The organism is Corynebacterium pseudogenitalium (assembly GCF_024453815.1).
Classification (GTDB): domain Bacteria; phylum Actinomycetota; class Actinomycetes; order Mycobacteriales; family Mycobacteriaceae; genus Corynebacterium; species Corynebacterium pseudogenitalium.
On the sequence record NZ_CP072934.1, the window covers coordinates 1,449,826 to 1,473,661 of the forward strand.

At 59.9% G+C, this 23,836-nt stretch carries 23 protein-coding genes; 4 read left to right on the forward strand and 19 right to left on the reverse strand.

Going from position 1 to position 23,836, the window contains the following annotated elements; genetic code table 11:
• Nucleotides 1-15: 15 nt before the first annotated feature.
• Nucleotides 16-945 carry a phosphatidate cytidylyltransferase gene (locus tag KBP54_RS07005; protein ID WP_083433144.1) on the reverse strand — a complete coding sequence of 310 codons (930 nt, stop codon included), beginning with the start codon at nucleotides 943-945 and terminating at the stop codon, nucleotides 16-18.
• A 12-nt stretch (nucleotides 946-957) separates the two neighbouring features.
• Entirely contained in the window at nucleotides 958-1,515 is a 558-nt protein-coding gene (gene frr, locus KBP54_RS07010) for a ribosome recycling factor (protein ID WP_070362284.1), read from the reverse strand.
• A gap of 137 nt (nucleotides 1,516-1,652) precedes the next feature.
• Here frr and KBP54_RS07015 point away from each other — a divergent pair, with 137 nt between their 5' ends.
• Nucleotides 1,653-2,744, forward strand: a complete 1,092-nt coding sequence (locus KBP54_RS07015; RefSeq protein ID WP_256005120.1) for an amidase family protein — start codon at nucleotides 1,653-1,655, stop codon at nucleotides 2,742-2,744.
• Nucleotides 2,745-2,747: 3 nt separating this feature from the next.
• On the opposite strand, the gene pyrH is transcribed toward KBP54_RS07015, so the two are convergent.
• From pyrH to rpsB, 3 genes are all read right to left on the reverse strand, one after another.
• Nucleotides 2,748-3,431, reverse strand: coding sequence for a UMP kinase (gene pyrH, locus KBP54_RS07020; protein ID WP_070362283.1), 684 nt, complete (start codon nucleotides 3,429-3,431; stop codon nucleotides 2,748-2,750).
• Between the two features lie 200 nt (nucleotides 3,432-3,631).
• Nucleotides 3,632-4,450 (reverse strand): translation elongation factor Ts, encoded by an 819-nt coding sequence (tsf, locus tag KBP54_RS07025; protein ID WP_070362282.1) that lies wholly within the window; start codon nucleotides 4,448-4,450, stop codon nucleotides 3,632-3,634.
• Nucleotides 4,451-4,617: 167 nt separating this feature from the next.
• Complete coding sequence (rpsB, locus tag KBP54_RS07030; RefSeq protein WP_070362281.1) at nucleotides 4,618-5,532, reverse strand: 30S ribosomal protein S2; 915 nt, start codon at nucleotides 5,530-5,532, stop codon at nucleotides 4,618-4,620.
• Nucleotides 5,533-5,840: 308 nt separating this feature from the next.
• On the opposite strand from rpsB, the gene KBP54_RS07035 reads away from it, so the two are divergent.
• Entirely contained in the window at nucleotides 5,841-6,332 is a 492-nt protein-coding gene (locus KBP54_RS07035; RefSeq protein WP_256005122.1) for a M23 family metallopeptidase, read from the forward strand.
• Nucleotides 6,333-6,336: 4 nt separating this feature from the next.
• Here the strand turns inward: KBP54_RS07035 and KBP54_RS07040 are convergent, their stop codons facing one another.
• From KBP54_RS07040 to rpsP, 12 genes are all read right to left on the reverse strand, one after another.
• Nucleotides 6,337-7,242 (reverse strand): tyrosine recombinase XerC, encoded by a 906-nt coding sequence (locus KBP54_RS07040; protein ID WP_256005123.1) that lies wholly within the window; start codon nucleotides 7,240-7,242, stop codon nucleotides 6,337-6,339.
• Nucleotides 7,243-7,263: 21 nt separating this feature from the next.
• Nucleotides 7,264-8,448, reverse strand: a complete 1,185-nt coding sequence (locus KBP54_RS07045) for a DNA-processing protein DprA (RefSeq protein ID WP_256005125.1) — start codon at nucleotides 8,446-8,448, stop codon at nucleotides 7,264-7,266.
• Nucleotides 8,445-10,001, reverse strand: a complete 1,557-nt coding sequence (locus tag KBP54_RS07050; protein ID WP_256005126.1) for a YifB family Mg chelatase-like AAA ATPase — start codon at nucleotides 9,999-10,001, stop codon at nucleotides 8,445-8,447. Before KBP54_RS07050 ends, KBP54_RS07045 begins: the two co-directional genes overlap by 4 nt.
• Nucleotides 9,988-10,362, reverse strand: coding sequence for a YraN family protein (locus tag KBP54_RS07055; protein WP_083329535.1), 375 nt, complete (start codon nucleotides 10,360-10,362; stop codon nucleotides 9,988-9,990). The genes KBP54_RS07050 and KBP54_RS07055 overlap by 14 nt, the downstream gene beginning before the upstream one ends.
• A 144-nt stretch (nucleotides 10,363-10,506) precedes the next feature.
• Entirely contained in the window at nucleotides 10,507-10,815 is a 309-nt protein-coding gene (locus tag KBP54_RS07060) for a DUF2469 domain-containing protein (protein ID WP_070362276.1), read from the reverse strand.
• Nucleotides 10,812-11,456: a ribonuclease HII gene (locus KBP54_RS07065; RefSeq protein ID WP_256006628.1), complete on the reverse strand. Its 645-nt coding sequence runs from the start codon at nucleotides 11,454-11,456 to the stop codon at nucleotides 10,812-10,814. The genes KBP54_RS07060 and KBP54_RS07065 overlap by 4 nt, the downstream gene beginning before the upstream one ends.
• A 25-nt stretch (nucleotides 11,457-11,481) precedes the next feature.
• Entirely contained in the window at nucleotides 11,482-12,171 is a 690-nt protein-coding gene (lepB, locus tag KBP54_RS07070) for a signal peptidase I (RefSeq protein ID WP_083433161.1), read from the reverse strand.
• 119 nt (nucleotides 12,172-12,290) lie between these two features.
• Entirely contained in the window at nucleotides 12,291-12,638 is a 348-nt protein-coding gene (rplS, locus tag KBP54_RS07075) for a 50S ribosomal protein L19 (RefSeq protein WP_070362274.1), read from the reverse strand.
• Between the two features lie 114 nt (nucleotides 12,639-12,752).
• A complete protein-coding gene (locus KBP54_RS07080) occupies nucleotides 12,753-15,053 on the reverse strand; it encodes a Tex family protein (RefSeq protein ID WP_256005128.1) in 2,301 nt (766 codons plus the stop codon).
• Nucleotides 15,054-15,070: 17 nt separating this feature from the next.
• Nucleotides 15,071-16,258: a tRNA (guanosine(37)-N1)-methyltransferase TrmD gene (trmD, locus tag KBP54_RS07085; protein ID WP_256005131.1), complete on the reverse strand. Its 1,188-nt coding sequence runs from the start codon at nucleotides 16,256-16,258 to the stop codon at nucleotides 15,071-15,073.
• Nucleotides 16,251-16,763, reverse strand: a complete 513-nt coding sequence (gene rimM / locus KBP54_RS07090) for a ribosome maturation factor RimM (protein ID WP_336296755.1) — start codon at nucleotides 16,761-16,763, stop codon at nucleotides 16,251-16,253. The genes trmD and rimM overlap by 8 nt, the downstream gene beginning before the upstream one ends.
• A gap of 90 nt (nucleotides 16,764-16,853) precedes the next feature.
• Nucleotides 16,854-17,348 (reverse strand): 30S ribosomal protein S16, encoded by a 495-nt coding sequence (rpsP, locus tag KBP54_RS07095; protein WP_070362270.1) that lies wholly within the window; start codon nucleotides 17,346-17,348, stop codon nucleotides 16,854-16,856.
• A 358-nt stretch (nucleotides 17,349-17,706) separates the two neighbouring features.
• Between rpsP and KBP54_RS07100 the strand changes: the two genes are divergently transcribed.
• Nucleotides 17,707-19,872, forward strand: a complete 2,166-nt coding sequence (locus KBP54_RS07100) for an acyltransferase family protein (protein ID WP_256005133.1) — start codon at nucleotides 17,707-17,709, stop codon at nucleotides 19,870-19,872.
• 64 nt (nucleotides 19,873-19,936) lie between these two features.
• Here the strand turns inward: KBP54_RS07100 and ffh are convergent, their stop codons facing one another.
• Both ffh and ftsY read right to left on the reverse strand, forming a co-directional pair.
• Nucleotides 19,937-21,538 (reverse strand): signal recognition particle protein, encoded by a 1,602-nt coding sequence (gene ffh, locus KBP54_RS07105; RefSeq protein WP_256005134.1) that lies wholly within the window; start codon nucleotides 21,536-21,538, stop codon nucleotides 19,937-19,939.
• A 95-nt stretch (nucleotides 21,539-21,633) separates the two neighbouring features.
• Nucleotides 21,634-23,223: a signal recognition particle-docking protein FtsY gene (ftsY, locus tag KBP54_RS07110; RefSeq protein ID WP_256005136.1), complete on the reverse strand. Its 1,590-nt coding sequence runs from the start codon at nucleotides 23,221-23,223 to the stop codon at nucleotides 21,634-21,636.
• 78 nt (nucleotides 23,224-23,301) lie between these two features.
• Here ftsY and KBP54_RS07115 point away from each other — a divergent pair, with 78 nt between their 5' ends.
• The gene (locus KBP54_RS07115; protein ID WP_070362267.1) at nucleotides 23,302-23,826 is read left to right on the forward strand and encodes an META domain-containing protein; all 525 of its coding nucleotides are present in this window, start codon (nucleotides 23,302-23,304) and stop codon (nucleotides 23,824-23,826) included.
• The last annotated feature ends 10 nt before the right edge of the window (nucleotides 23,827-23,836 follow it).

Sequence of the window (23,836 nt, forward strand, 5' to 3'; positions counted from 1 at the left end):
CCCCATCTTTGCACGTTAGAACGGATTCATCAATGCGGAAGCGCTGAGCAGAATGTACGTTGCGCACGCTGCTGGCAACATACCATCTAAGCGATCCATGATTCCGCCGTGTCCAGGCAGTATCTGGGACATATCCTTGATACCGAGTTCGCGCTTGAATTGGCTTTCGACGAGATCACCCATAGTGGCGCACATAACCAGTGCGGCACCCAAAAGGATCCCCATCCACCACGGGCCCTTGATCAGTAGCGTGACCACCGCGACGCCTGCAATGATCCCGAATATCATCGAGCCCGCAAATCCTTCCCAGGACTTCTTCGGGCTGACAGCCGGCGCCATCGGGTGCGCACCAAACATCACGCCAGCAGCGTATCCCCCAACGTCAGACGCCACCACGCAGCACATGAACGCGACAATGAACGCTGAACCGCTGACGGAGCCTTCGTCGATAAGCGAAACCATCGCAGCGAAGCTTCCAAACAGTGGAATCCACGCCAGGACGAACACTCCCACGGCGGTGTCGCGGAGATAGTTGGTTGGCGTTTGGTGCCTGCCGTGGTCGAACAGCCGCCAAAACATCAGGAACAGCACTGTGAACGCGAAAGCGCCAACTACGCCAGCGGTTTTGTAGGCAGCGGAGGACCACACCATGATCTGACCGAGGATGATCAGCAGTGTGCGCGGCTGCTGGTAGCCCGCTTCCCGCAAACGGGTAAGCACCTCCCACATCCCACCTGCTACAGCGATGGCAACAAGCGGATACCAGGCCATAGGGCCAACCCACACAGCAGCGATCACCACAGCACCGAGGATGACCCCGGTCGTGATGGCGGCTGGCAGGTCGCGACCCGCATCATTTTTCGGCTTGGGCGGCGCGATGCGGGGCCAGCCCGATGGTCCTGACTGATCTGTCGAGTGTTTCACGTAGCGGTGCTTTCTATTCATCGAAAGGTCTGCTTAGACCTCCATCAGCTCGGCTTCCTTGCGCTGAACTAGCTCATCAATCTGTGCCACGTAGCCCTGGGTGGTCTTGTCCAGTGCCTTTTCTGCGGTCTGCACTTCGTCCTCGCCGGCGTCGCCGTCCTTCTGGATCTTCTTCAGTGCTTCCATACCGTGGCGGCGGACGTTACGGATAGCGATCTTGCCGTCCTCACCTTTCTGCTTGGCCTGCTTGACCAGGTCACGGCGACGATCTTCCGTCAGCTGTGGGATCGTGACGCGAATGACTTGCCCGTCATCGGTCGGGTTGACGCCGAGATCAGAGTTGCGGATGGCAGTCTCAATTTCCTTGAGCGTTGACATGTCGTACGGCTTGATCAGCAGCATGCGTGGCTCCGGAACAGAGATCGTCGCCATCTGATTGATCGGGGTTGGGGCACCGTAAAAATCAGCCATGACGCCATTAAACATGGCAGGGTTAGCGCGACCAGTCCGAATCGTTACGAGGTCATCGCGGGTGAAATCGACAGAAGCGCTCATACGCTCTTCGGCATCAAGCAACACGTCATCAATCATTTTTACTCCACTTCTTCTGTACAAAGCGTTCGGGACAAATAAGTCGCACACCAATCTACCAGCGTTTCACTCCCAGCCGTGTCGTGGCTTGACGGGGAACGGCAGAATTCAAGGCAAGTTACGCCTAGACTGTCCCCATGCTTTACTCCCCCGCCAGTGCCGCGATGGTCTATACACACCCGACTCCATTGCGCACTGCTGAGGGCCGACTTTCATCATGGCAAATCCCCATCAAAGACGGAACGGATGTCGCTGGAATGCCCACCACGCACGGCAACCCGTCACGCAGCGTCATCGCGGAAGAGCACAGCCCAATCGTCGCAGCACTGCTTGAGTCTGGGGCAGCCATCCCTGGAAAGTCACTGACAGCCGAGCTTGGGGCGACGTGCTACGCCGAAGAAGCCCACTCTCCACTTTTAGAGTCCCCCATGTTCCCTGGGTGCACGCCCGGCGGTTCTTCGGCAGGCGCCGGAGTGCTCGTGGGCAGTGGGCTATACCGTGCTGCACACGGCACGGACGCTGGAGGGTCCTTGCGAGTCCCGGCTGCAGCCTGCGGTGCCGTTGGTTACAAGCCGGGAACACGCGCGGCAGTCGCGAATGGTTTTATCACGCGCAACGTCGCAGACCAGTTTGAGTTGTACGGACATCACCCCACCGCGGTACGCAAACTGCGCATCGGAGTACTTATCGACGGCCTCTTCGCCAACACCACCGTCTCAACGAGCCGCGGTGATGCCCTTGAGGCCGCTGCACGTGAGCTCGGGAAACACCACGATGTAGTGTCACTTCGCCCCTATGCGGATGCACAATCAACGTTTGAGCACTTCAGACACCGCATCACGAGCAGCTTCCGCAACGTAGACCCGCTCGACAATCACTACCTCGCATGGATGCACACACAAGGTTGCGAGGTAACCCCAGAAGAACTATTTGCGGCGAATGACCACTTCGCGCACCTACTTAGACACGTACAACACGAGTGGGACGTTGATATCGTGCTCACCCCCACGATTGCATTTGATCCCCCACCGATTGGCTACTTCTCTTCCCTCGCCCCGGATGAGAGCTTTTACCAACAAACAGTGTGGACGCCCTGGTGCACGCTGTTCAATGTGATGGGCAGCCCCGCTGTCGCAGTCGGGGCGCTCCACCTTGGGTCAGTCACAGTTGGCGGACGCGCGCTACTTTCGGTAGCGCGCACCGTCGAACATTTTGGGCTGCCCGATTAATTCTTAGGAAACAAGGGTACCGATCTGCTCGCCGGATACCGCGCGGGCAATGTTGCCTTCCTTGAGCAGGTTGAACACCAGGATCGGCATGTTGTTGTCCATACACAGCGAAAACGCGGTGGCATCGGCAACCTTGAGTTCCTTTTCGAGCACCTCGCGGGGAGAAACCTCGCTGTAGAGCTGTGCGTCTGGGTTGGTTCGAGGGTCGTCGTCATAGACTCCGTCAACCCCCTTCGCCATCAGGAGCACCTCGCAACCAATTTCCAGGGCGCGTTGCGCGGCCGTGGTATCCGTAGAGAAGTACGGCATGCCCATGCCAGCACCGAAGATGACGACACGCCCCTTCTCCAGGTGACGCACTGCACGAAGCGGCAAATACGGCTCAGCGATCTGCGCCATATTGATGGAAGTCTGAACGCGGCAGTCGACGCCCTTCTGCTGCAGGAAGTCCTGGAGCGCCAGGCAGTTCATCACCGTGCCGAGCATGCCCATGTAGTCGGAGCGTGCACGGTCAAGGCCACGCTTTTGCAGCTCTGCACCACGGAAGAAGTTGCCGCCGCCAATTACTACCGCTACTTCGGTTCCGGACTGGGCGACTTCGGCAATCTGTGCAGCGACGCTTTCGACGACGTCCGGATCGATACCAACCTTTCCACCGCCGAACATTTCACCGCCCAGCTTGAGCATGACGCGTTTGAATCCTGTGCGGGTAGACGCAAGTTCTGACACTGTGAGGACACTCCTTGAGAGTTGGCCAATTCGAGCCGTAGAGGACAATTCTGTTCTCGACCGATCTTAGCGATCTCAGTCCGGTTTGTAGCAACCGGGCATAAAGAAACCGCCGGCGGAGGGTAACCCCTCAACGCCGACGGTAAAAAGCATCAGGCTTATGCCTGGCCAACCTCGAAGCGAACGAAGTCAGTGACCTCAATGCCGCTCTCCTCCGTGAACTGCTTCACGGTCTTCTTGGAGTCAGCAAGCGACGGCTGGTCCAGAAGAACAACGTCCTTGAAGAAGCCGCCCATGCGGCCCTGGACGATCTTTTCGATAGCTGCCTCAGGCTTACCCTCGTTGCGGGTGATCTCTTCCTGAACAGCGCGCTCCTTCTCGACGACCTCTGCCGGAATGTCCTCTTCCTTGAGGTAGCGAGCCTTCATCGCGGCGATCTGCAGCGCAACCTGGTGTGCAGCCTCAGCGTTGTCGCCCTTGTAAGCAACCAAAACGCCGACAGCTGGTGGCAGGTCAGCGGAACGCTGGTGCAGGTACTTCGCCAGCTGCTCACCCTCGATGGTGGCAGCACGGCGCAGCTCCAGCTTCTCGCCAATCTTTGCGGAGAGGCGCTCAAGAACGTCGTGTGCGGTCTCGCCGTCGACATCAGCGTTTGCCAGCTCCTCCTGGCTGTTTGCCTTCGCTGCTGCAGCAGCATCAGCAATCTTGCCAGCGATGGTCTTGAACTCGTCGTTCTTAGCAACGAAGTCCGTCTCCGAGTTGATCTCGACGATAGTGTTGCCGGAGACAGCGACGAGGCCCTCGAGAGCATTGCGCTCTGCGCGCTTGCCCACGTCCTTTGCGCCCTTGATGCGGAGCAGCTCGACAGCCTTCTCGAAGTCGCCGCCGGTTTCCTCCAGCGCCTTCTTGCAGTCGAGCATGCCGGAGCCGGTGGTTTCGCGCAGCTTCTTTACGTCAGCAGCAGTGTAGTTCGCCATATTCGGGCGATCCTCCTCGTACAGTAGTGGATAAATACGTCGTAAAATTATGCTTCAAGCAAAACACCCCACGCCCAATTCGCGCCCATAATCCAGGACGTGAACAGGACGCGGGGTGTCACACTCGCTTATGCAGGATACACGTTTCGCGCGTCCTGCGAGCGGAGTTACTTAGCCTGCTGAGCTTGCTCTGCAGCGCGAACAGCGTGTGGCTGCTCGACTGGTGCAACCTCCTGTGGCGCAGCAGCTTCAGCCTCAGCGGCTGCCTTCGCAGCGTCTGCAGCGGAAACCTCAGCGGATGCGGCTGCCTGAGCAGCGGCCTCTGCAACCTCTGCCTGGTGCTTAGCGTCGGTGTCGCCTGCAGCCTCACGTGCGGAAGCCAGCTGACGCTCTTCGCGCTGCTGCTTACCAGCGATGACTGCCTCGCCGATGATGTGGGTCAGGATCTTGACCGCGCCGATGGCGTCGTCGTTACCCGGGATTGGGAAGTTGACGTCGTCCGGATCACAGTTGGTGTCAAGAACAGCAACAACCGGGATACGCAGCTTCTCTGCCTCGTTGACCGCGATGTGCTCCTTGTTCGTGTCAACAACCCACAGAGCAGAAGGTGCCTTGGTCATGTCAGCGATGCCACCGAGGACACGCTCGAGCTTCTGGCGCTCGCGGGTCAGCATCAGAACTTCCTTCTTGCCGCGACCTGCGTAGCCGTTCTCAGCAGCGTCCATAGCCTGGAGCTCCTTCATACGGGCGATACGCTTGGAAACGGTCTGGAAGTTGGTGAGCATGCCACCGAGCCAGCGGTGCGTTACGTATGGCATACCAACGCGCTGAGCCTCTTCCTGAATAGGCTCCTGCGCCTGCTTCTTCGTACCAACAAACAGGATCGTGCCGCCGTGTGCAACGGTCTCCTTGACGAACTCGAAAGCCTCGTCAATGTAGGTCAGCGTCTGCTGCAAGTCGATGATGTAAATGCCGTTGCGGTCGGTGAAGATGAAGCGACGCATCTTCGGGTTCCAACGACGCGTCTGGTGGCCAAAGTGGACACCTGCGTCGAGGAGTTCGCGCATGGTTACAACTGCCATGGGAATTTCTCCTTTGGAGTAATCTCGTTCGGTTAATGTTCATGTACTGCAAGGGTTTTTATCCCTCGCCCTAGCACCGCACCCGCTCAACACCCTCATACTGTGGGACCAACGCTGAGCTGGCGTTATTCGGCGCGCGTAGTCAACTTCGAAAAGTTGCCTTGCCAAGCATAGTCGACTATCCCTCGATTACCTAATTTGACCTGCACAAACCCTGAGCTTTATCCACAGGCCAGTTTTTCTCCACAGGCTGCATGCCCACAGCCTTGTCCACTACCGCGGTTTCAGGGCTCAATGACAACATGCACATGTTCACACGCTTACTCGCGGCCATTACTCCCCTACTTTGCACGTGGTGCTTGGCGCCTCAGGCTCTTGCGTACGTCGACCCCACCACGGGGCTGCCCTACGCAACCCGGATTACACGGCCCGCAGAGATCCCGGAGAAGAACTGGATGCCGGGGCATCGCGGGGTTGATCTTGCGCTACGCGTCGGAGCCACTGTTCTAGCAGCAGACAACGGGACAGTCGCTTTCGTGGGCAAGGTAGCAGGCACACCCATTATCAGTATTGATCACCCAGATGGCATCCGTACGACGTACCAGCCTGTGCACGCGCGTGTGCGGCAAGGCGACGAAGTTAAACTCGGCGATGCGATTGGGACGCTGGCACGGCCGACGGGGCCGCAGGCACATCTCCAGGACGGGCTGCACTGGGGCGCACTCATTGCGAAAGACACCTACATCAATCCGCTTTCCCTCTTATCGACGCCCACCATTCGGTTGAAGCCAACCCGTTAAAGGCTCATGCCCTGGGGTGCGCTTGGGTGTAAATCTGCGTGAGCCGCTGTGAGGAGACGTGCGTGTATATCTGCGTGGTTTGCAGGCTAGAGTGCCCGAGCATTTCTTGCACCATTCGTAGGTCGGCGCCGCCTTCAAGCATTTGCGTGGCCGCTGTGTGTCGCAACGAGTGCGGCGTGATACTCGCCTGCCCCGCTTGCAGCCCGGCGCGCTCGACGATTCGGCGAACTTGGCGTTGGTCGATGCGCTTTCCCTGGGTGCCAACGAACAGCGGTTCGGCCCCCGCGTTAGCACTATTGGCGAGGGCTGGCCGGGCGTCGTGAAGCCATGTGGTGAGTGCCTCGTGTGCGTTGTTTCCGAAGGGAACGATGCGTTGTTTGTTGCCTTTGCCTGTGACTTTTGCGGTGTTGGTATGGAAGTCGAGGTCGTCGATGTTGAGGGCGACGAGTTCGCCGACGCGGATTGCGCTGGCGTAGAGCAGTTCGAGGATGGCGGTGTCGCGGATGTCTTCTGGTGTGTCGCCGTGGGGGCGGATGAGTTCCTCGGTAGCGGGGGCGCTGAGCACGGTGGGTAGTTTGCGCTGTTCTTTCGGGGTGCGCAGGCGGGCTGCTTCGTCCTTTGCGATGTAGCCGTGTTGATAAGCCCAGGTGGAGAAGGCGCGCGCGGATGCGGTGCGGCGCGAGATGGTGGAGCGGGCTTTGCCGGCTTGGACTGCGTCGGCGAGCCAGTGGCGTAGAGCGTCGATGGTGAATGCGTTGAGATCTGGTGTGTACGGCGCGAGTGTGGTGAGATCCGATTTGTAGCTCTTGCAGGTCGCCGCGGCGCGGTTTTTGACGTGTTGGCAGTAGTCGATGAAGTCGTCCACCGCGGTGAGAAACTGGGTGGACGACTGATCGTGGCTGCTACTCATGTCCCGTATTGTATCGGTACCTTAGGGTTTGGCTGTGTCGCTTCGTCGCCACAGTTGGCCTTCCCGCTGGATCAGTCCCTTTCCTTGCAGCTCAATGAGCGTGTTGATGGTGACTTGGAGGGATAGCGCGGCGGCACCTGCAATCTCCTCCGCTACAAGCCCGTCGCGATGATGTTTTGGCGCGGCATCGTAGATGCGCATCTCGGTGCGGGTCAGGAGCTGGAGGGGCGAAGCTACATTGTTGTCCGCAAGTTCTTGTTCTGCATCCAGTCCGTTCTCGAGGCGGATCGCCTCGTGGACGTAGGTCGCGTTGAGCACCATCGTGGCCTCCCCCTTATAGATGGCGAGGTTGGTGCCGACAGATCCGGCGGTGGTTATCGGCCCTGGTACTGCGAGCGTCCCGCGTTGGTAGTACTGCGCCCAGCGCAACGTGCTGAGCGCCCCGGAGCGGTAGGCGGCTTCTATCACTAGCGTGGCCTGGGTGAACCCAGCGACGAGTCGGTTTCGGGTGAGGAAGCGGTGTCGCTCAGGGGCCATGCCAGGGCTGTATTCGGTGATGATCGCTCCCCCTGCCGCCACGATGCGATCGAATAGCTGTTTGTGGCGCCTCGGGTAGGTGATACCCGGCCCGCATGCGGCGAACACCACAGTTGGCAGTCCCGCCTCGAGGGCCGCATCGTGGGCTGCCGCATCAATACCGAGTGCACCGCCGGAGACGATGGTGTATCCCCAGCGCTTCAGTCCATGCACGATGTCAAGGGTGGCTGAATGCCCATATGCGCTCAGCGCTCGTGTGCCGACGATCGCGATCGAGTTTTCCAATAGCTCCGGCAGGTTGGTATTGCCTCGAACCCAGAGGGCGTGTGGCGGAACCCCGTCTGCACGTATCGGAGCACCTTCGCCATCCCGACTCATCTTTGCGCCGAGATTGAAGGAGTCATAAATCCGTTCGCGAGGCCACTCGGGCGATTCCGGTGTGATAAGTGTGTACCCATGCTCCGCTGCAGTGGCTAGGTCTTCTGCTGGCTGGTCCCAGGTGTATCTCGCATCGGTGTCAGCGGCGAGGTCACCGAGCCAGGGCGCTCGTGTGCGCACGCCTTCGGCGATTTCGTCAGCGGTATAGCCTTCGTTTCGCAGTGCCCATAGCGCCGTCGACGGACCCTCGATGACACGGTTGAGGTAGGCCCATGATTCAAGCGCGCTCATGCCGATACCTCCTCACGTGCTGAAAGCAAGGTCTGGTCGTCTCGAAGATCGACGGCCTCAGCGACGTGCCCGAGGTGGGGGCATTGTGCGCCAGTGAGATCCGCCAAAGTCCACGACAATTTCAGGATGCGGTCGATACCGCGCTGGCTGACCTCCCCGCGCGCAAGCATCGAGGAGAGGAACATCATCGCGGAATCTTCCGCCGGGAAGTATCGACGCAGCCACGGCCCCGGCACGCGCGCATTCGTCAACGCCCCGTTCGTGTGTTCCTCGCACGTCCGCCACCGATGTGCCGCACGGTCCCGTGCCTCTGCCACACGCTGGGCGATGGCCGTGGAAGACTCTGCCCCGTTTGGGTTCAGCACGGCGTTATCCAGCGAAGTCCTGCAGACAATGTCCAGGCGGTCCCTCAGCGGACCCGATATACTTCGCGCATACCGCGCACGCTGCGCCCCGGAGCACCGACAGCGGTTCGCTGGTTTTCCACACGGGCATGGATTCATCGCGAGGATGAGCTGGAAGTCGGCTGGAAAGATGACGTCGCGGTTGCTGCGTCGCAGGCGCACCTCGCCTTTCTCCAGGGGAATGCGCAACGCATCGAGGGTAGCGGACGCGATCTCAGAGGCTTCGTCGAGAAACAGCACACCGTTATGGGCTTGACTGACCGCGCCGGGGCGAGGAATCCCGCTGCCTCCCCCGATGAGTTGCGCCTTGGAAAGCGACGGGTCCGGCGCGATGAACGGGCGGTGCGCAATCAGCTCTCCCCCGGCGATCCCGGCAGCTGCGTGAATCGCTGTGGACGTGACCATTTCTTCGACGTCCATTGCGGGGAGGATGGATGGGAGACGCTCTGCAAGCATGGACTTGCCTGAGCCGGGTGGTCCGATCATTAGCATGTGATGCGCACCGGCCGCGGCGACTTCCATAATCCTTCGCTCGGGGCCTTGCCCTGCGATGTCTGCGAAGTCCGGCTGTCGTCCTTGCTCAATGCTTGGCGCACCCACAGAAGCTACTTCAAGCACCTCTTCCCCGACCAGCCACGCCCACACCTGCGCCAGCGAGTCCGCCAGCACGATGTCTCCGCGTGACACGAGCTGTGCCTGGTGCTCGTTCGCGCGCGGAACCACAATGCGGTCAATTCCACCCTCCTGAACAAGCAGCTCCTGGGCCGCCAGCAGCATCGGCAGCACTTCCGGTACAGGCCGCAAGCTGCCATCCAGCGCCAACTCTCCTACAAAAAATGTTCGCGATAGTGCCCGTTGAGCGCGTGGATCTAGGCTCCCCATCACCGCCAACGCAATCGGCAAGTCAAACTGCGAACCAGCCTTCGGCAGGTGCGCCGGCGACAGCGACACCATCGCCTTCGTCTTCGGCCACGGCAGTGAACTATTACGGCAGGCGGTACGGATTCGCTCGCGGGATTCTTTCACGGCAGCATCGGCGAGCCCAACAATATGCATTCCTGGTAACCCCGGCCCGACGTTGGCCTCCACGCGTACGATGCGCGCCCGAATGCCCTCAACCGTGGCACTCAACGTACTAGCAAGCGGCATCTTCGACCCCCATGATGAACTCAAACTCGAAGCCGTCCTCGTGATACATCGCCTCCACGACGTCGAACCGGACTTCGTAGAACCCCTCAGTGCTGCGCAACCACTCAGCAGCCGCGTTACGCATTGCCATCATCTTCTTCGCGTGCACCGCCTCAACCGAACCAAACCCCGGTAAACGACGAGTTTTCACCTCTACGAACACCACGGTGCCGTAAGAGTCCTGCATAATCAGGTCAATCTCGCCATGCCGTAATCGCACCCGCCTACCAAGGCATGTGTAGCCCAACGCTAAATACTCCTCCAGTACGGCATCTTCCCCTAGACGGCCAAGCTGGTACTGGTCCATGCACGGTTTCTGCATAACTTCGTTCCCTTCTTCACATCCTTGTTCGTTTGCACACACCTCCAGACGCACCAGAGGCGTAAGTGTTTAGACGCAAAAACCCCTCCCGCGGTTCCTTACAGGCAACACGCGGGAGGGGCGGAGGGGACGTCGAAACGCAGACTACGAATTAGGGAACGTGATGTCCGGCTTGTCTAGCTCCTCGATATTGACATCCTTGTACGTAATTACGCGGACGTAGCGAACAAAACGCACCGCGCGGTACATGTCCCACACCCAACAATCCGACATACGGACCTCGTAGTACACATCGTTGCCGTCTTTGTGCGGGATCAACTCGACAGCATTCGCAAGGTAGAAACGACGCTCCGTCTCAACGACAAACGAGAACTGGCTCGCGACGTCTCGATACTCGCGATACAGCGACAGCTCGACGTCAGCCTCGTAATTGTCCAGATCCTCAGCACTCATGCGGTGCCCCCTTCGTAAATCTCAACGGCAGTTCTCACGTTGGCATAACTATAACGATGTTGCGGCGTCGCCCCGTGGCGGCGCACCGCATCCATGTGCGCCTTCGTGCCATACCCCTTGTGGCGCTCCAAGCCATACCCCGGGTACTGCTCCGCGTAGCCATCGAGGAGACGGTCGCGGCTCACTTTAGCTAGCACACTGGCGGCGGCGATGCACCGGGCACTCGCGTCACCGCCGATAATCGGCAGTTGTGGTACGGGCAAACCCGCGATATGGAAGGCATCGACAAGCGCGTACCGCGCCTCCGTCTCTAGCTGCGCAACTGCGCGCCGGGCCCCGTCAATGTTGGCATGCTGCACCCCGCGATGATCAATCTCGCTGGCAGGCACGTGCACGATCGAATATGCGAGCGCGTGCTGGCAAATGATGTCAAAGAGTGCTTCTCGACGCTTCGCCGTCAACTGCTTGGAATCCGTCAACCCCTCAAGTTGCCGTATCGGCTGCGGTGGTAGCACGCACGCGGCGACTGTCAGTGGCCCGAAGCAGGCGCCCCGGCCGGCCTCGTCAACCCCGACGACTGGTCCGAGCCCTGCTTTTTCGAGCGCCACCTCGTACGTCCGAAGCTGCTTCAAACGACGCACCACAGCTCACACACCAAGCGTAGGGCTACTGCTGGATCGCCGGGTCGTCGACGCCACCAAAACGCTGGAGTGGGAACACAATCGCAAGAACTTTTCCGCGAAGGTTCTCCTCCGGGATCGTGCCCTGGTACTCATCACCAAGGTGGTAGCGCGAATCAGCGGAATTCGTGCGGTTATCACCCATCATGAAGTAGTTCCCCTCAGGGACAGTTACCGGGCCGAAATAATTACCACCGCAAGCGTCGGACCCAGTCTCAGGATCCACCGGGTAGTAGTTCGGCTGCAGCGTGTACGACTGGTCGATTGGCTTGCCGTCCACCATCACCGCCGGATCCCCCTCCTGGCAAGACACCGTCTGGCCACCCTTCGCGATGATGCGCTTGACCAACGTGTTCTCATCCTTCGGCACCAGCCCCACCCAGGAGGACACCTCCTGCAGACCGGCAATGGCCGGGTTGTCGGAGCGGTTAGTGACGAAGCCGGTATTCCACGAGTCAGTCCCCTTAAACACGACAACGTCACCCGGCTCCGGATCAGAAAAGTAGTAGGACACCTTCTCCACGAAGATGCGATCACCCTTGCCGTCCTGCCCATGCAACGTCGGCTCCATCGACGCAGAAGGAATCACATAGAGGCGGCCAATGAATGTCTGAATAATGAAGATGAACACCAAGGTGAGTACAACAACCATCGGGATTTCGATGTACCACGGCATGGATTTTTCTTCGGATGCGCTCTTTTCGTTCACCCGCAACACTCTAGCAGCGCAACAAAACACCCCGCACCTTACGAAGCGTAAGTGTGCGGGGTGCTGCGCAAGAAGCGGGTATGCGCTTAGCGACGCTCCTTGATGCGGGCAGCCTTGCCGCGCAGGTCGCGCATGTAGTACAGCTTCGCGCGACGTACGTCACCCTTGCGGACGACCTCAATCTTCTCCAGGTTCGGGGAATGTACCGGGAAGGTACGCTCAACACCGATACCGAAGGAAACCTTGCGGACCGTGAACGTCTCACGGATGCCGTCACCCTGACGACGAACGACGAAGCCAGTGAAGACCTGGGTACGGGTGACCGAACCCTCGATAACCTTGACGTGTACGTCGAGGGTATCGCCCGGACGGAAGTCAGGGATATCGTCACGCAGCTGGCCTGCGTCTACAAGATCAATAATGCCGTTGCTCATTGAAGCAATCCTTTACGTTTCTGGACAGAGGACCCTAGCGGCTTTTTCCACAGGTGGACGCTCGGCTGGTTCATGTCGCTTACAATAACCCGCACGATTTTACATGCGAGCACGTCACTTCCCAAATCCGGCACGCTTGAGTGCATCCGCCATCGAACCGCCCTGCGGCGCACCTCCAGCGCGACCTCGCTGGCGCTTCCCACCCTGACGGCTCGGCTTCTGCTGCGGCTTCTTCCCGCGTGAAGACTCACGCTTCTGTTCGCTCCCCGGCTCATCATCCAGGCGCAGCGTGAGGCTAATTCGCTGGCGCTGCACGTCCACCTCGAGGACCTTCACCTTCACCACTTCACCCGAGCGCACGACCTCGTGCGGGTCCTTCACAAAAGAATGGCTCATCGCAGACACGTGCACGAGGCCATCCTGGTGCACGCCGACGTCCACAAACGCGCCGAACGCGGCGACGTTGGTGACCGTCCCTTCCAGAATCATGCCCGGCTGGAGGTCAGACACCTTGTGTACGCCTTCTTTAAAAGTGGCCGTCTTAAACTCCGGACGCGGATCCCGTCCTGGTTTTTCCAACTCGGCAAAGATATCCGTGATGGTTGGGACGCCGAAGGTGTCGTCGGCAAAGTCCTGCGGACGTAGACCCGACAGCACTCTGCTGTTACCAACGAGTGCCGCAGTGTCCACCCCAGATTGCTGAGCGATGCGCTCCACAACGGGGTAGGCCTCCGGGTGCACAGCGGAGCCATCAAGCGGATTCTCTCCGCCTTGGATGCGTAGGAAGCCGGCCGACTGCTCGAAGGCCTTCGGCCCAAGTCGCGGCACCTTCTTCAGCTCCTTGCGCGAAGCAAACACACCATGTTCATCGCGGTAGGCAACGATGTTCTTTGCGATCGTCGGCGTCACGCCAGCGACTCGTTCCAGCAGCGGTACCGACGCCGTATTGACGTCCACCCCGACTGAGTTCACCGCGTCCTCCACCACGGCGTCCAACGACTGCGCGAGCGCCGCCTGATTCACATCGTGCTGGTACTGCCCCACGCCAATTGACTTCGGGTCGACCTTGACCAGCTCCGCAAGCGGGTCCTGGAGGCGCCGCCCAATCGAGACCGCGGAACGCAGTGACACATCCATGTCCGGAAACTCCTGAGCCGCGATTTCCGAAGCCGAGTACACCGACGCACCCGATTCCGACACCACCACCGGAACAGGCCTGCGCCCGCCCGCTGCTGCGATCATGTCCGCGACCTCTCGTGCAAGCTTCTCCGTCTCCCGCGACGCCGTGCCGTTACCAATCGCGATGAGCTCCACGCCGTGTTCCGCCACAGTGTTCGCGAGCACCTGCACCGCCTGCTGCCATTGGTTCTGCGGCTGGTGTGGGTAGACGATCGCGGTTGCGAGCACCTTCCCCGTGCCATCTACGGTCGCTGTTTTTACGCCGTTCCTGTAACCCGGATCCAGCGCCAGGGTCGCGCGTTGACCGGCAGGAGCGGCCAGCAGCACATCGCGAAGATTCGTACTGAAGACGTCCAGAGCCGCCTCATCCGCGCGCTCCTTCAGACGCATCCGTGTATCCAAATTAGAAGAGACCTGCAGCTTTGTCTTCCATGCCCACCGCACGGCCTTCGCCAACCACGGGCTCGTTTCACAGTTAAGGTCGAAACGGTTCGCGATCATCCCCTCGTACGCCGCATCATCTCCGGCGTCCAAATCCAGCGAAAGCACACCTTCCTGCTCGCCTCGCAGCAGCGCTAAAATGCGGTGCGACGGCAACGAGGCAAATGGCTCGCTGAAGTCGAAATAGTCTCGGAACTTCGCACCCTCGTTCTCCTTGCCTTCGACGACGCTCGAACGCATCGTTCCGGACTCGTACACCTTGTCGCGGACCTCGCCGACGAGATCCGCATCGGTGGCAATCCTGTCAACCAAGATCGCGCGGGCACCGTCCAGCACCGCTTTCGTGTCGGCGAACCCCTCACAGACATAGCTTGCCGCCTCAGCCTCGGCGTCGGCCGAAGGGGCGTCAATAAGCAACTCTACGAGCGGCTCGAGACCAGCCTCACGCGCGATATCCGCCTTGGTCTTCCTGCGCTTCTTATACGGCAGGTAGAGATCCTCGACGCGCGCCTTCGTATCCGCACCCATGATGAGCGCCTTGAGCTCATCAGTGAGTTTGCCCTGCTCCTCGATCGCCTCAATGACCGAAGCCTTGCGCTCCTCAAGCTCGATCAAATACGCATTGCGCTGCTCAATGTGGCGCAGCTGTGTGTCATCCAAGCCACCGGTAGCTTCCTTCCGGTAGCGAGAAATGAATGGGACCGTATTCCCCTCTGCCAACAGTTGCAGCGCAGCCTCAACGTGGCGTGGCGCTACCTGGAGTTCCGATGCAATGGTCTCAGCAATGAACGTCATTCCGGACATTCTAATGCTTATGCGTTCCCATCCACGAGGCGGGTCGATCCGTACCAGTAGGTGCCTCTGGGCAGGCCTGCGACCACCGCTTGCGTCGCAGCGTCCAGCTCGAGCGCGGTGCGGCCGCGCACCTCGAGCCTGCACAAAGACTCAAGAGGCGGATGCCCCTCCTTCAACAGGTAATCGGTCTCAAGAATCGACTCATCCTCGCAGTGCGGGCCGATCGGCTCCAGTGAGATTTTGGGCTCGCGGTAGCCAGCCTTGCGCAACGCACGGGCCAAAGACTTGCGCGCCTTCGGCCAGCGCTTCTCGTCGACGAGCACCTGCATTGCCGTCACGACGTCGCGGCCGTACAGCGCAAACTCGTCATCCTCATCGAGCTCGGCGGCGTCCAATAGCTCCGGGCGGACTTGCTGCGTGCGCAGCAGCGATGCATCACGTCGGTAGCGCTCCACCTTGGCGTGATCACCCGAAAAGAGCACGTCAGGGGCGCCGATCCCGCGCCACGTTCGTGGCTTTGTGTAGCTCGGTCCCTCAAGCAACCCATCGGAAAAACTATCGTCCTCGTGGCTCTGCGTATTGCCCAGCACCCCGGGGATCAGACGGGTGACGGCCTCCGCGATCACCAACGTAGCCACCTCCCCGCCGATTAGCACGTAATCGCCGATAGAGACCTCGCGCACCCGGTACCGCTGCTGGGCGTCAACAAAGACTCGCTGGTCAATACCCTCGTAGCGGCCACAAGCAAACACGATGTGGGACTCGCGCGACCACGCCTGCGCATCCTGCTGCGTAAACGGAGATCCCGCCGGAGTAGGCACAATCAACAGTGGTTGCTCAGCAGACTCGCCTTCGCGGACATCACTAACTTCATACGGCCGCGGCGCGACGGCGTGGACCTCATCGTGGCGGGCCTTGTCATTGCGGTGCGGTGCGGCGGAACGCAACCCTTCACCTTCGTTGCCAGCTGCCACGGCATCAAGCGCCTCGCCCCACACATCCGGGCGCATCACCATACCAGGCCCGCCGCCGAGCGGAGGGGCGTCGACAGACTTATGTACACCAAGCCCCCACTGTCGAAGATCATGCACGCGGACGCTCACAATCCCCTGCTCAATCGCCTTGCCCAACAACGCGTGGCGCAGCGGCTCAAGGTATTCGGGGAAAATGGTGACAATGTCGAGCCTCAAGGTGTGCCTAGACATTGAGCAAACCCTCAGGCGGGGTGATGGACAGGAAGCCCTTCTCCAGATCTACTTCGGGCACAATATCGCTCACGAACGGCACGAGGACCTCACGGCCGTCGTACTCAACCTCCAGAATCTGGCGCCCCGGCGTATGCATCACACCTGTGACCTGCCCGATCTCCTCCCCATCAAGACGCACATTCAGTCCAATCAATTCGTGATCGTAGAACTCATCCGGGTCCGCGTCCTCCCCGCGTTCAAGCGGCGTCGCGAAAAACTTCAGCCCTCGCAGCCCCTCAGCGGCGGTACGGTCCGGCACCTCTTCGAAGCTGAGCAACAGGCGTCCTTTGTGCGGGCGGGCCGTCGCAACGGTGAGTTCAATTTCCTTCCCCGTTTGCGTGCCACGCAGCTTGCTGCCCACCGCGAAGCGGACCTCGGGCTGGTCCGTGTGCACTTCCACCGCGACTTCGCCCTTAATACCGTGAGTCTTCACGACCCGACCAATCAGTAGCTCCATGCTCAATTACCCTACTTTTCGACGCCCACTTCGCAAACAAAAAACGGCACGCCCTCCGACCACACGGATCGGGAACGTGCCGTTGCGAGGTTCAGATTAGTCCTCGGACTCCTCAGCCGGGGACTCCTCTTCAGCGGACTCCGCAGCCTCAGCAGCTGCAGCTGCCTCAGCCTCTGCGGCAGCCTTGGCCTCAGCCTCTTCCTTCGCCTTCTTGCGCTTCTCGGTGATCGCCTCAGCGGTCGGGCCGTTGTTGGCCTCCTCGAGAGCCTTGTTGAACAGGTCAAGCTTGGATGGCTTCTCCTCAGCAACCTTGAGGGTGCCCTCAGCACCGTCGAGGCCCTTGTGCTTCTGCCAGTCGCCGGTGATCTTCAGCAGAGCGAGCACAGGCTCGGTCGGCTGCGCACCAACGCCGAGCCAGTACTGAGCACGCTCGGAGTCGATCTTGATGAGGGAAGGCTCCTGCTTCGGGTGGTAGATACCGATGTTCTCGACAACCTTGCCATCACGACGAGCCTTCGCATCAGCGATAACAACACGGTACTGCGCGTTACGGATCTTACCGACGCGCTGCAGCTTAATCTTTACAGCCATGAAAATCTTCCTTTACGGTCACCGGGCAGTACAGACACCCGCCAACACGATAGGCGGGCCGGTTCAACCCTTCTTCTTTACCCTGCGCGTGACTGGTTGGGCGACATCGCACATCTCTGCACGTGACGGGTCCAACGCGAACGCAGTTTGGTCCTGTTCAAAACCTGCATACACAGATAATCAACCTGAAAGAGGTTACCCCATAGCGAACCAATTCCCAAACAGGACTTGTTATCTAGGCAGATAGTTACCATTTGCCTGCCTGTTGCGGGTATCGTCTTTTCAGTTGCCCGCCGAAAAATAGCATGAAGCGTAATGAGGGCGCGAAACAATCTGAGAGTACACGAGGTTTTTCAGCATGCCTGCACCGAGCACGAAACGCTCAACCGCATACCGCGTCGACCTTGACGGGCTTCGAGGCTTTGCTATCGCACTAGTCGTCTTGTTCCACGTCTACGTCGGCCGAGTCTCAGGCGGCGTCGACGTCTTCTTGCTGCTGTCTGGATACTTCTTCCTCGGCGGCCAGATCCGCTACGCAATGCGCCCAAACCCAAGCCTCAACCCCTGGTGGCCACTGTGGCGCACTATTCGACGCCTCGTTCCAGCACTTGCGCTCACTGTCCTGGCAACCATGCTTGGCGTGATGCTGCTCGCCCCCGAGCTGATGGGCGTGGAACTCTCCAAGCAGTTCACCGCCTCCATGCTGTACTACCAAAACTGGGAGCTGATCGCCCAAGATGCGGATTATGCGGCGGCAAGCCAGGACACGTCTCCGTTGCAACACCTGTGGTCAATGAGTGTGCAGGGCCAGTTCTACGTTTTCGCGATTTTGTTGGGGACACTGCTGGCCTTCTTGATCTGGAAGTGCAAAGTCCCGGCTGTCATCGCCAAGCGAGGCGCGATCACGCTGCTCGCCATTATCACCGTTGCTTCGTTCGCATACGCTGCGCGCTTCGGCTTCGTCGGTACGGGCCAGAACTACTACTCCACCTTCTCCCGTGCGTGGGAGCTCGCGCTCGGTGGGTTGCTTGCCTTCGTTCCAACCAGCCGTTTCCTGCCACAGCGCACAGCCGCGTGGACTGCGGGCCTTGGCGTTGTGATGATTTCGATTACCGGCATCGTCGTCACCACTTCACTCGCGTTCCCCGGCCCTGTCACGCTGCTGCCACTCACTGGCGCCGCGCTGATTGTCATGAGTGGCAACCAGAACTCGGTCTCAAACATTCTTGCGTCGAAGCCGATGACGTGGCTAGGCAGCATCGCCTATTCCCTCTATCTTTGGCACTGGCCGTTGCTCATCATTGTCACTCTTGCTGGAGGGTTCGGGACTCCTCCGTGGTGGGTTGGCACCCTCGTCATCGCGGTTTCGCTCGGACTCGCACACGTCACACACCTGCTGGTAGAAGACCCGCTGCGTCAACACCGCAAGCGCCCGCAATCGACCGATACACCGGTTATCGACGCCCGCTCGACGCTGCGCACCCGCACCGGCATTGGCCGCGCAGGCGGCGGCGTGCTGGTTTCCGTGCTCGTTGCCACTATTTTTGCAATCCAACCGCTTTGGAATCAGCGCATCGAGGACGCAGACCGCGATCTTCCGGAGGACCTTTACCCGGGCGCCCTCGCCATTGCTGGTGCTGAAGTCCCAGACGTCAAGCCACAGCCCGATCCGGCCCTGATTGCGGGCATCTACCCACCTATCGGCGTAGACGAGTGCATGATCATGATCCCCCAGCCGGCAACGGACATGCCTCGTCCCGACTGCCAGTACGGCGACCTCGAGTCCGACGTCACTGTAGTGATGACCGGCGGGTCCCACATCGAGCCGTACGTCGTGCCCCTCGACAAGCTCGGGAAAGAGCACCACTTCCGGGTCATTCCGTACGTCCGGCAGGAGTGCCCGATTGTCATCGGCGGTGCCGACAGAGACGAGTTCGTCAGCGATGTATGCGCTCAATGGTCGGAGCTTGCGTTCCAGAACATCGTCGAAATGAACCCGGACCTGGTGATTTCAAACTCCACACGCCCCGAGGGCCACGCGGGCGGTGCAGCGTTTTCCACGGACAAGGTCCCCGACGCCTACGCGAACCTGTGGCAGAACTTCGCCTACAACGGCATCCCGTTCGTTGGTTTGCGCGATAACCCATGGATGTTCACCCCAGAAGGCGATCCTATGGACCCGAACCTCTGCATCGTTGCTGGTGCCTCCGAACGCGACTGCTCAGCACTGCGCAGCACAGTCTACGGGCCCGAGGACCCAGCAACCTCGTACCTCTTGCCCGAGAATCACCAGTGGTCTATCGATACCGCTGACTGGTTCTGCGACGACAAGTTTTGCCCGCCACAGCGTGGCAACGTGTACATCTACCGCGACCAGAACCACATCTCGAACGCCTACGCAGCAACGCTCGCTCCGCTTCTGTGGGCTGAGCTGATGCCGATATTCGAAGAGCTAGGCCTGCTCCCGGGGCCCGCCACGGATCCCACACCGAGCTTGGAGATGGACGCACCCGCTACGCAGTAGCGTGCGAGCACGATAGCAAAGGGCCGGTACGGATGCCCGTACCGGCCCTTCAGTGTTTTGCTGACTACTTCTTCTTGCCCATGCGCTTCATCGCTGCGCCGAAGTCAAGATTGTTGAGGTCAAGCCCCTCCATACCCGGAGGAAGTTGTTCCTGCATCTTCTGCAGATCCTCCATGCCAGGCATGCCCGGCATCTGTGGCATGCCCGGCATCTTCGGGCCTCCACCACGGCGCTTCGCGGGCTTGCGCTTCCCGTTCTTGCCCCTGCGTCCCTTGGGCTTCTTCTTCGTCGCAGAGCGTCCGCCACCCATGCCCGGCATTCCTGGTAGGCCGAACTGGTTGGCCATCGCGCCCATCATCTTCTTCGCCTCGAAAAAGCGTTCAACGAGCTGGTTGACGTCAGAGACTTTCACGCCGGAACCAGCAGCGATGCGCTTCCTGCGCGACGCATTAAGGATCTTCGGGTTCGCGCGTTCCTCAGGCGTCATACCGCGGATGATTGCCTGGATGCGGTCCAGCTGCTTCTCATCAACCATGTCCGCCATCTGGTTCATCTGCTTGCCGCCAGGCATCATCTTGAGCAGATTGCCGATCGGGCCCATGCGGCGGATCATCAGCATCTGGTTCAGGAAGTCTTCAAGCGTGAGCTCCCCAGTGCCGAGTCGGCTCGCGGCCTCCTCAGCTTCCTTCTGGTCAAAGACGGTCTCCGCGTGCTCAATGAGTGAGAGCAGGTCGCCCATACCTAGGATGCGACTCGACATGCGCTCCGGGTGGAAGACATCAAAGTCGTCGAGCTTCTCACCTGTGGACGCAAACAGGATCGGCTTGCCGGTGATTTCGCGGATGGACAGAGCTGCACCACCGCGGGCGTCACCGTCGAGCTTCGTCAGCACAACGCCGGTAAAGTCCACGCCGTCTGCGAAGGCCTGCGCAGTCGTGACCGCGTCCTGACCGATCATCGCATCGATCACAAACAGGACTTCATCAGGCTGGACTGCATCACGGATGTTACGGGCCTGCGTCATCAGCGTTTCGTCAATACCCAAACGGCCCGCGGTATCGATGATCACCACGTCGTGCTTGTTCTGCTTCGCGTGCTCAATACCAGCCTGCGCTACCGCGACAGGGTCGCCGTGGGAAGTGCCCATCTCGTGCTCAAACGAGTCGATGGACGTGCCAGGATCCGGAGCGAACGTTGCAACCTCGGCGCGCTCACCCACAATCTGGAGCTGTTGCACAGCGCCCGGGCGCTGGAGGTCACAGGCCACCAGCAGCGGTGTGTGTCCTTGTTTTGCCAGGTGGCGGGACAGCTTACCTGCCAGGGTGGTCTTACCAGCACCCTGTAGACCTGCCAGCATGATGACGGTCGGCGGTGTCTTTGCAAAGTTGAGGCGTCGAGTCTCTCCGCCCAAAATGGCGGTCAGCTCCTGGTCAACAATCTTGACCACTTGCTGTGCCGGGTTCAGCGCCTCTGAAACGTCGGAGCCCAAAGCGCGCTCTTTCACGCGCTTAATGAAGGCGCGTACGACAGTCAGCGAGACGTCAGCCTCCAGCAGCGCGATCCGAATCTCACGTGCTGTGGCGTTAATGTCAGCCTCGGTGAGCTTGCCTTTGCCGCGCAAGCCTCCAAGCGCTGATTGTAAGCGGTCAGACAGTGACTCGAACACAGTGCGTTGCTCCCTTAACTAATTCATTCTTCGGTAATGAGACAGAACGCACCTAGCCTAGCGCCTTTCCGCCCAACTGTTCACATCACGCCAGGCTATCCCAGCAGAGCATCCACAAAGCTCTCTACTTCAAACGGCGCGAGGTCATCGGCGCCTTCGCCAAGACCCACAAGTTTGACCGGCACGCCCAGTTCCTCTTGTACCTGGAACACAATGCCGCCCTTCGCGGTACCGTCCAGCTTCGTCAGCACCACACCGGTGATATCGACGACCTCACGGAACACTCGCGCCTGCGCAATGCCGTTTTGTCCAACCGTTGCATCCAGTACCAGGAGCACCTCATCAACAGTGGATTTCTTTTCGACGACCCGTTTCACCTTACCCAGCTGATCCATCAAGCCAGTCGAGGTGTGCAGACGGCCCGCTGTGTCGACAAGCACGACATCCGCACCCTCTTGCACGCCGGTCGCCACGGCGTCGAACGCGACAGAGGCAGGGTCCGCGCCTTCTGATCCGCGGACCGTAGAGGCGCCTACCCGACGCCCCCACGTCTCCAGTTGGTCTGCCGCAGCAGCGCGGAATGTATCCGCAGCGCCAAGTACCACCGAGTGGCCCATCGCTACGAGTACGCGTGCAAGCTTGCCCGTCGTGGTGGTCTTACCCGTGCCGTTGACGCCGACTACCAAGATCACAGCGGGCTTGCCTTCGTTCGGCATTGCGTGAATCGAACGATCGAGCTCTGGCTTCGCGGCTTCGATCAGGGTTTCCCGCAGCATTGCGCGTGCTTCAGCCTCAGATGCCACGCCTCGCTCGGCAATCTTCTGACGCAGTGCATCGGTAATGCGCATGGTCAGATCCGCACCGATATCCGCCATGATGAGGGTGTCTTCGATCTCTTCCCACGCGTCCTCGTCGAGGTCGCCCGCGGTAAGAATGCCAAGCAGCCCTTGGCCAATCGCGTTCTGCGAGCGCGACAGGCGCCCGCGCAGCTTGCCCATCCGGCCTGCGGCTGGCGCGATTGCCTCGACAGGCTCGGAGGAGACTGGTTCGCTGACAATTGCGTCCTCGGTCGGTTCGGCGCCGTCTTCCAGGGCACGTTCCGCCCCGTCGACCGTTGCTGCGGCTGCGTCCGCTGCCTCTTGTGCTTCTTCGATGTCTTGGTGTTCGACGTCTGCTTCGTCGGAGGCGGGTTCTGCAGGCGCGGGCGCCTTTGGCTCTTCCGCGACCAGTGTCGGTTCCGGCTCCTTCTCAACCTCAGGTTTCGGTTCTACTGCAGGTTCAGGGTCGGCCTGCGGTTCCGGTACAACCACCGGCTCAGGCTTTTCGGACTGAGTTTCCTCAACTGGCTCCGGCTCAGGCGCAGGCTCAGGCTCAGGCGCCGACCCGTCCTCTACAAGCGGCTCAGGCTCCGGCATTGGCACAGCCTGAGCGGGCTTCGGATCGGAGGGGGCGTCGACACGCGGGATAGGTTCCTTTTCCTTCACTCCTGCTTGAGCGAAATTAAACCCCCCCTTTGCCTGGTAGTTTCCAGACTTCTCCTGCTGGGTAAGTTCTTTCGGCTCCTCGGTCTTTTCAAAGGAAACAGACTTTGCCGATTTCCGTTTATTGCCAACAATGATGATGCCCACAATGAGAATCACGAGCACCACAGCTGCGATTGCAATCCATAACGAGTACGTAGTCATGACTTCCATAGTGCCAAAGGCGCTCAATAACTGTGTGGAATACCCCATTTATGCCAACAACGTGGTTGAATAAGGTTTATGAATACTCCCCCATTTTTGAAGAATCTGCCACAAGACGTTGCCCAATGGATCCTGCCAGTCCTCACAACGCTGATTTCGCTGGCCGTCGGACTTGGCATCATTGCCTCAAGTGGCCAGCTTGGCAGCTCAAAGGTAGACGTGCCGAGCGTTGGCACCGACGCGCCGAAGGAGGCAGTGCCAGCGACTGGTGAGGCGCTCACCACCGCGCTGAACACCACCTGGGCACCGCTGCCGTTGTATGACGGCGCTACTGTCCAATTTGTCAAGGAAGATAAGGGCTACGTGCTTGTAGGCGGTCCATGCAACGGCTACGGCGTCGGCTTCACCATTGACGAAGCAACTGGTGCGGTCTCCACGTTCAAGACGCCGACGACGAGGAAGGCATGCCCGTCTGAGGACACCATCTGGGAAAATACCACCAGCGACTTGCTGAAGCAGACCACGAGCCTGAAAGTGCTCGGCCAGGATAAACTCTTCGCAGTTGGTCCTGAGGGAACACTGGAGCTTGTTGTAAAGAACTAACCCCCGCACC

Bases quoted from the DNA above. Each gene is read 5' to 3' on its own strand.
- KBP54_RS07035 (WP_256005122.1), top strand. From the start codon at position 5,841: ATGTTCACACGCTTACTCGCGGCCATTACTCCCCTACTTTGCACGTGG.
- KBP54_RS07040 (WP_256005123.1), bottom strand. From the start codon at position 7,242: ATGAGTAGCAGCCACGATCAGTCGTCCACCCAGTTTCTCACCGCGGTG.
- lepB (WP_083433161.1), bottom strand. From the start codon at position 12,171: ATGCCGTGGTACATCGAAATCCCGATGGTTGTTGTACTCACCTTGGTG.
- rpsB (WP_070362281.1), bottom strand. From the start codon at position 5,532: ATGGCAGTTGTAACCATGCGCGAACTCCTCGACGCAGGTGTCCACTTT.
- tsf (WP_070362282.1), bottom strand. From the start codon at position 4,450: ATGGCGAACTACACTGCTGCTGACGTAAAGAAGCTGCGCGAAACCACC.
- KBP54_RS07080 (WP_256005128.1), bottom strand. From the start codon at position 15,053: ATGACGTTCATTGCTGAGACCATTGCATCGGAACTCCAGGTAGCGCCA.
- KBP54_RS07050 (WP_256005126.1), bottom strand. From the start codon at position 10,001: ATGCCGCTTGCTAGTACGTTGAGTGCCACGGTTGAGGGCATTCGGGCG.
- rplS (WP_070362274.1), bottom strand. From the start codon at position 12,638: ATGAGCAACGGCATTATTGATCTTGTAGACGCAGGCCAGCTGCGTGAC.
- KBP54_RS07115 (WP_070362267.1), top strand. From the start codon at position 23,302: ATGAATACTCCCCCATTTTTGAAGAATCTGCCACAAGACGTTGCCCAA.
- trmD (WP_256005131.1), bottom strand. From the start codon at position 16,258: ATGTCTAGGCACACCTTGAGGCTCGACATTGTCACCATTTTCCCCGAA.
- pyrH (WP_070362283.1), bottom strand. From the start codon at position 3,431: ATGCTCAAGCTGGGCGGTGAAATGTTCGGCGGTGGAAAGGTTGGTATC.
- rpsP (WP_070362270.1), bottom strand. From the start codon at position 17,348: ATGGCTGTAAAGATTAAGCTGCAGCGCGTCGGTAAGATCCGTAACGCG.
- KBP54_RS07045 (WP_256005125.1), bottom strand. From the start codon at position 8,448: ATGAGCGCGCTTGAATCATGGGCCTACCTCAACCGTGTCATCGAGGGT.
- KBP54_RS07015 (WP_256005120.1), top strand. From the start codon at position 1,653: ATGCTTTACTCCCCCGCCAGTGCCGCGATGGTCTATACACACCCGACT.
- KBP54_RS07055 (WP_083329535.1), bottom strand. From the start codon at position 10,362: ATGCAGAAACCGTGCATGGACCAGTACCAGCTTGGCCGTCTAGGGGAA.
- KBP54_RS07005 (WP_083433144.1), bottom strand. From the start codon at position 945: ATGAATAGAAAGCACCGCTACGTGAAACACTCGACAGATCAGTCAGGA.
- KBP54_RS07100 (WP_256005133.1), top strand. From the start codon at position 17,707: ATGCCTGCACCGAGCACGAAACGCTCAACCGCATACCGCGTCGACCTT.
- KBP54_RS07060 (WP_070362276.1), bottom strand. From the start codon at position 10,815: ATGAGTGCTGAGGATCTGGACAATTACGAGGCTGACGTCGAGCTGTCG.
- frr (WP_070362284.1), bottom strand. From the start codon at position 1,515: ATGATTGATGACGTGTTGCTTGATGCCGAAGAGCGTATGAGCGCTTCT.
- ftsY (WP_256005136.1), bottom strand. From the start codon at position 23,223: ATGACTACGTACTCGTTATGGATTGCAATCGCAGCTGTGGTGCTCGTG.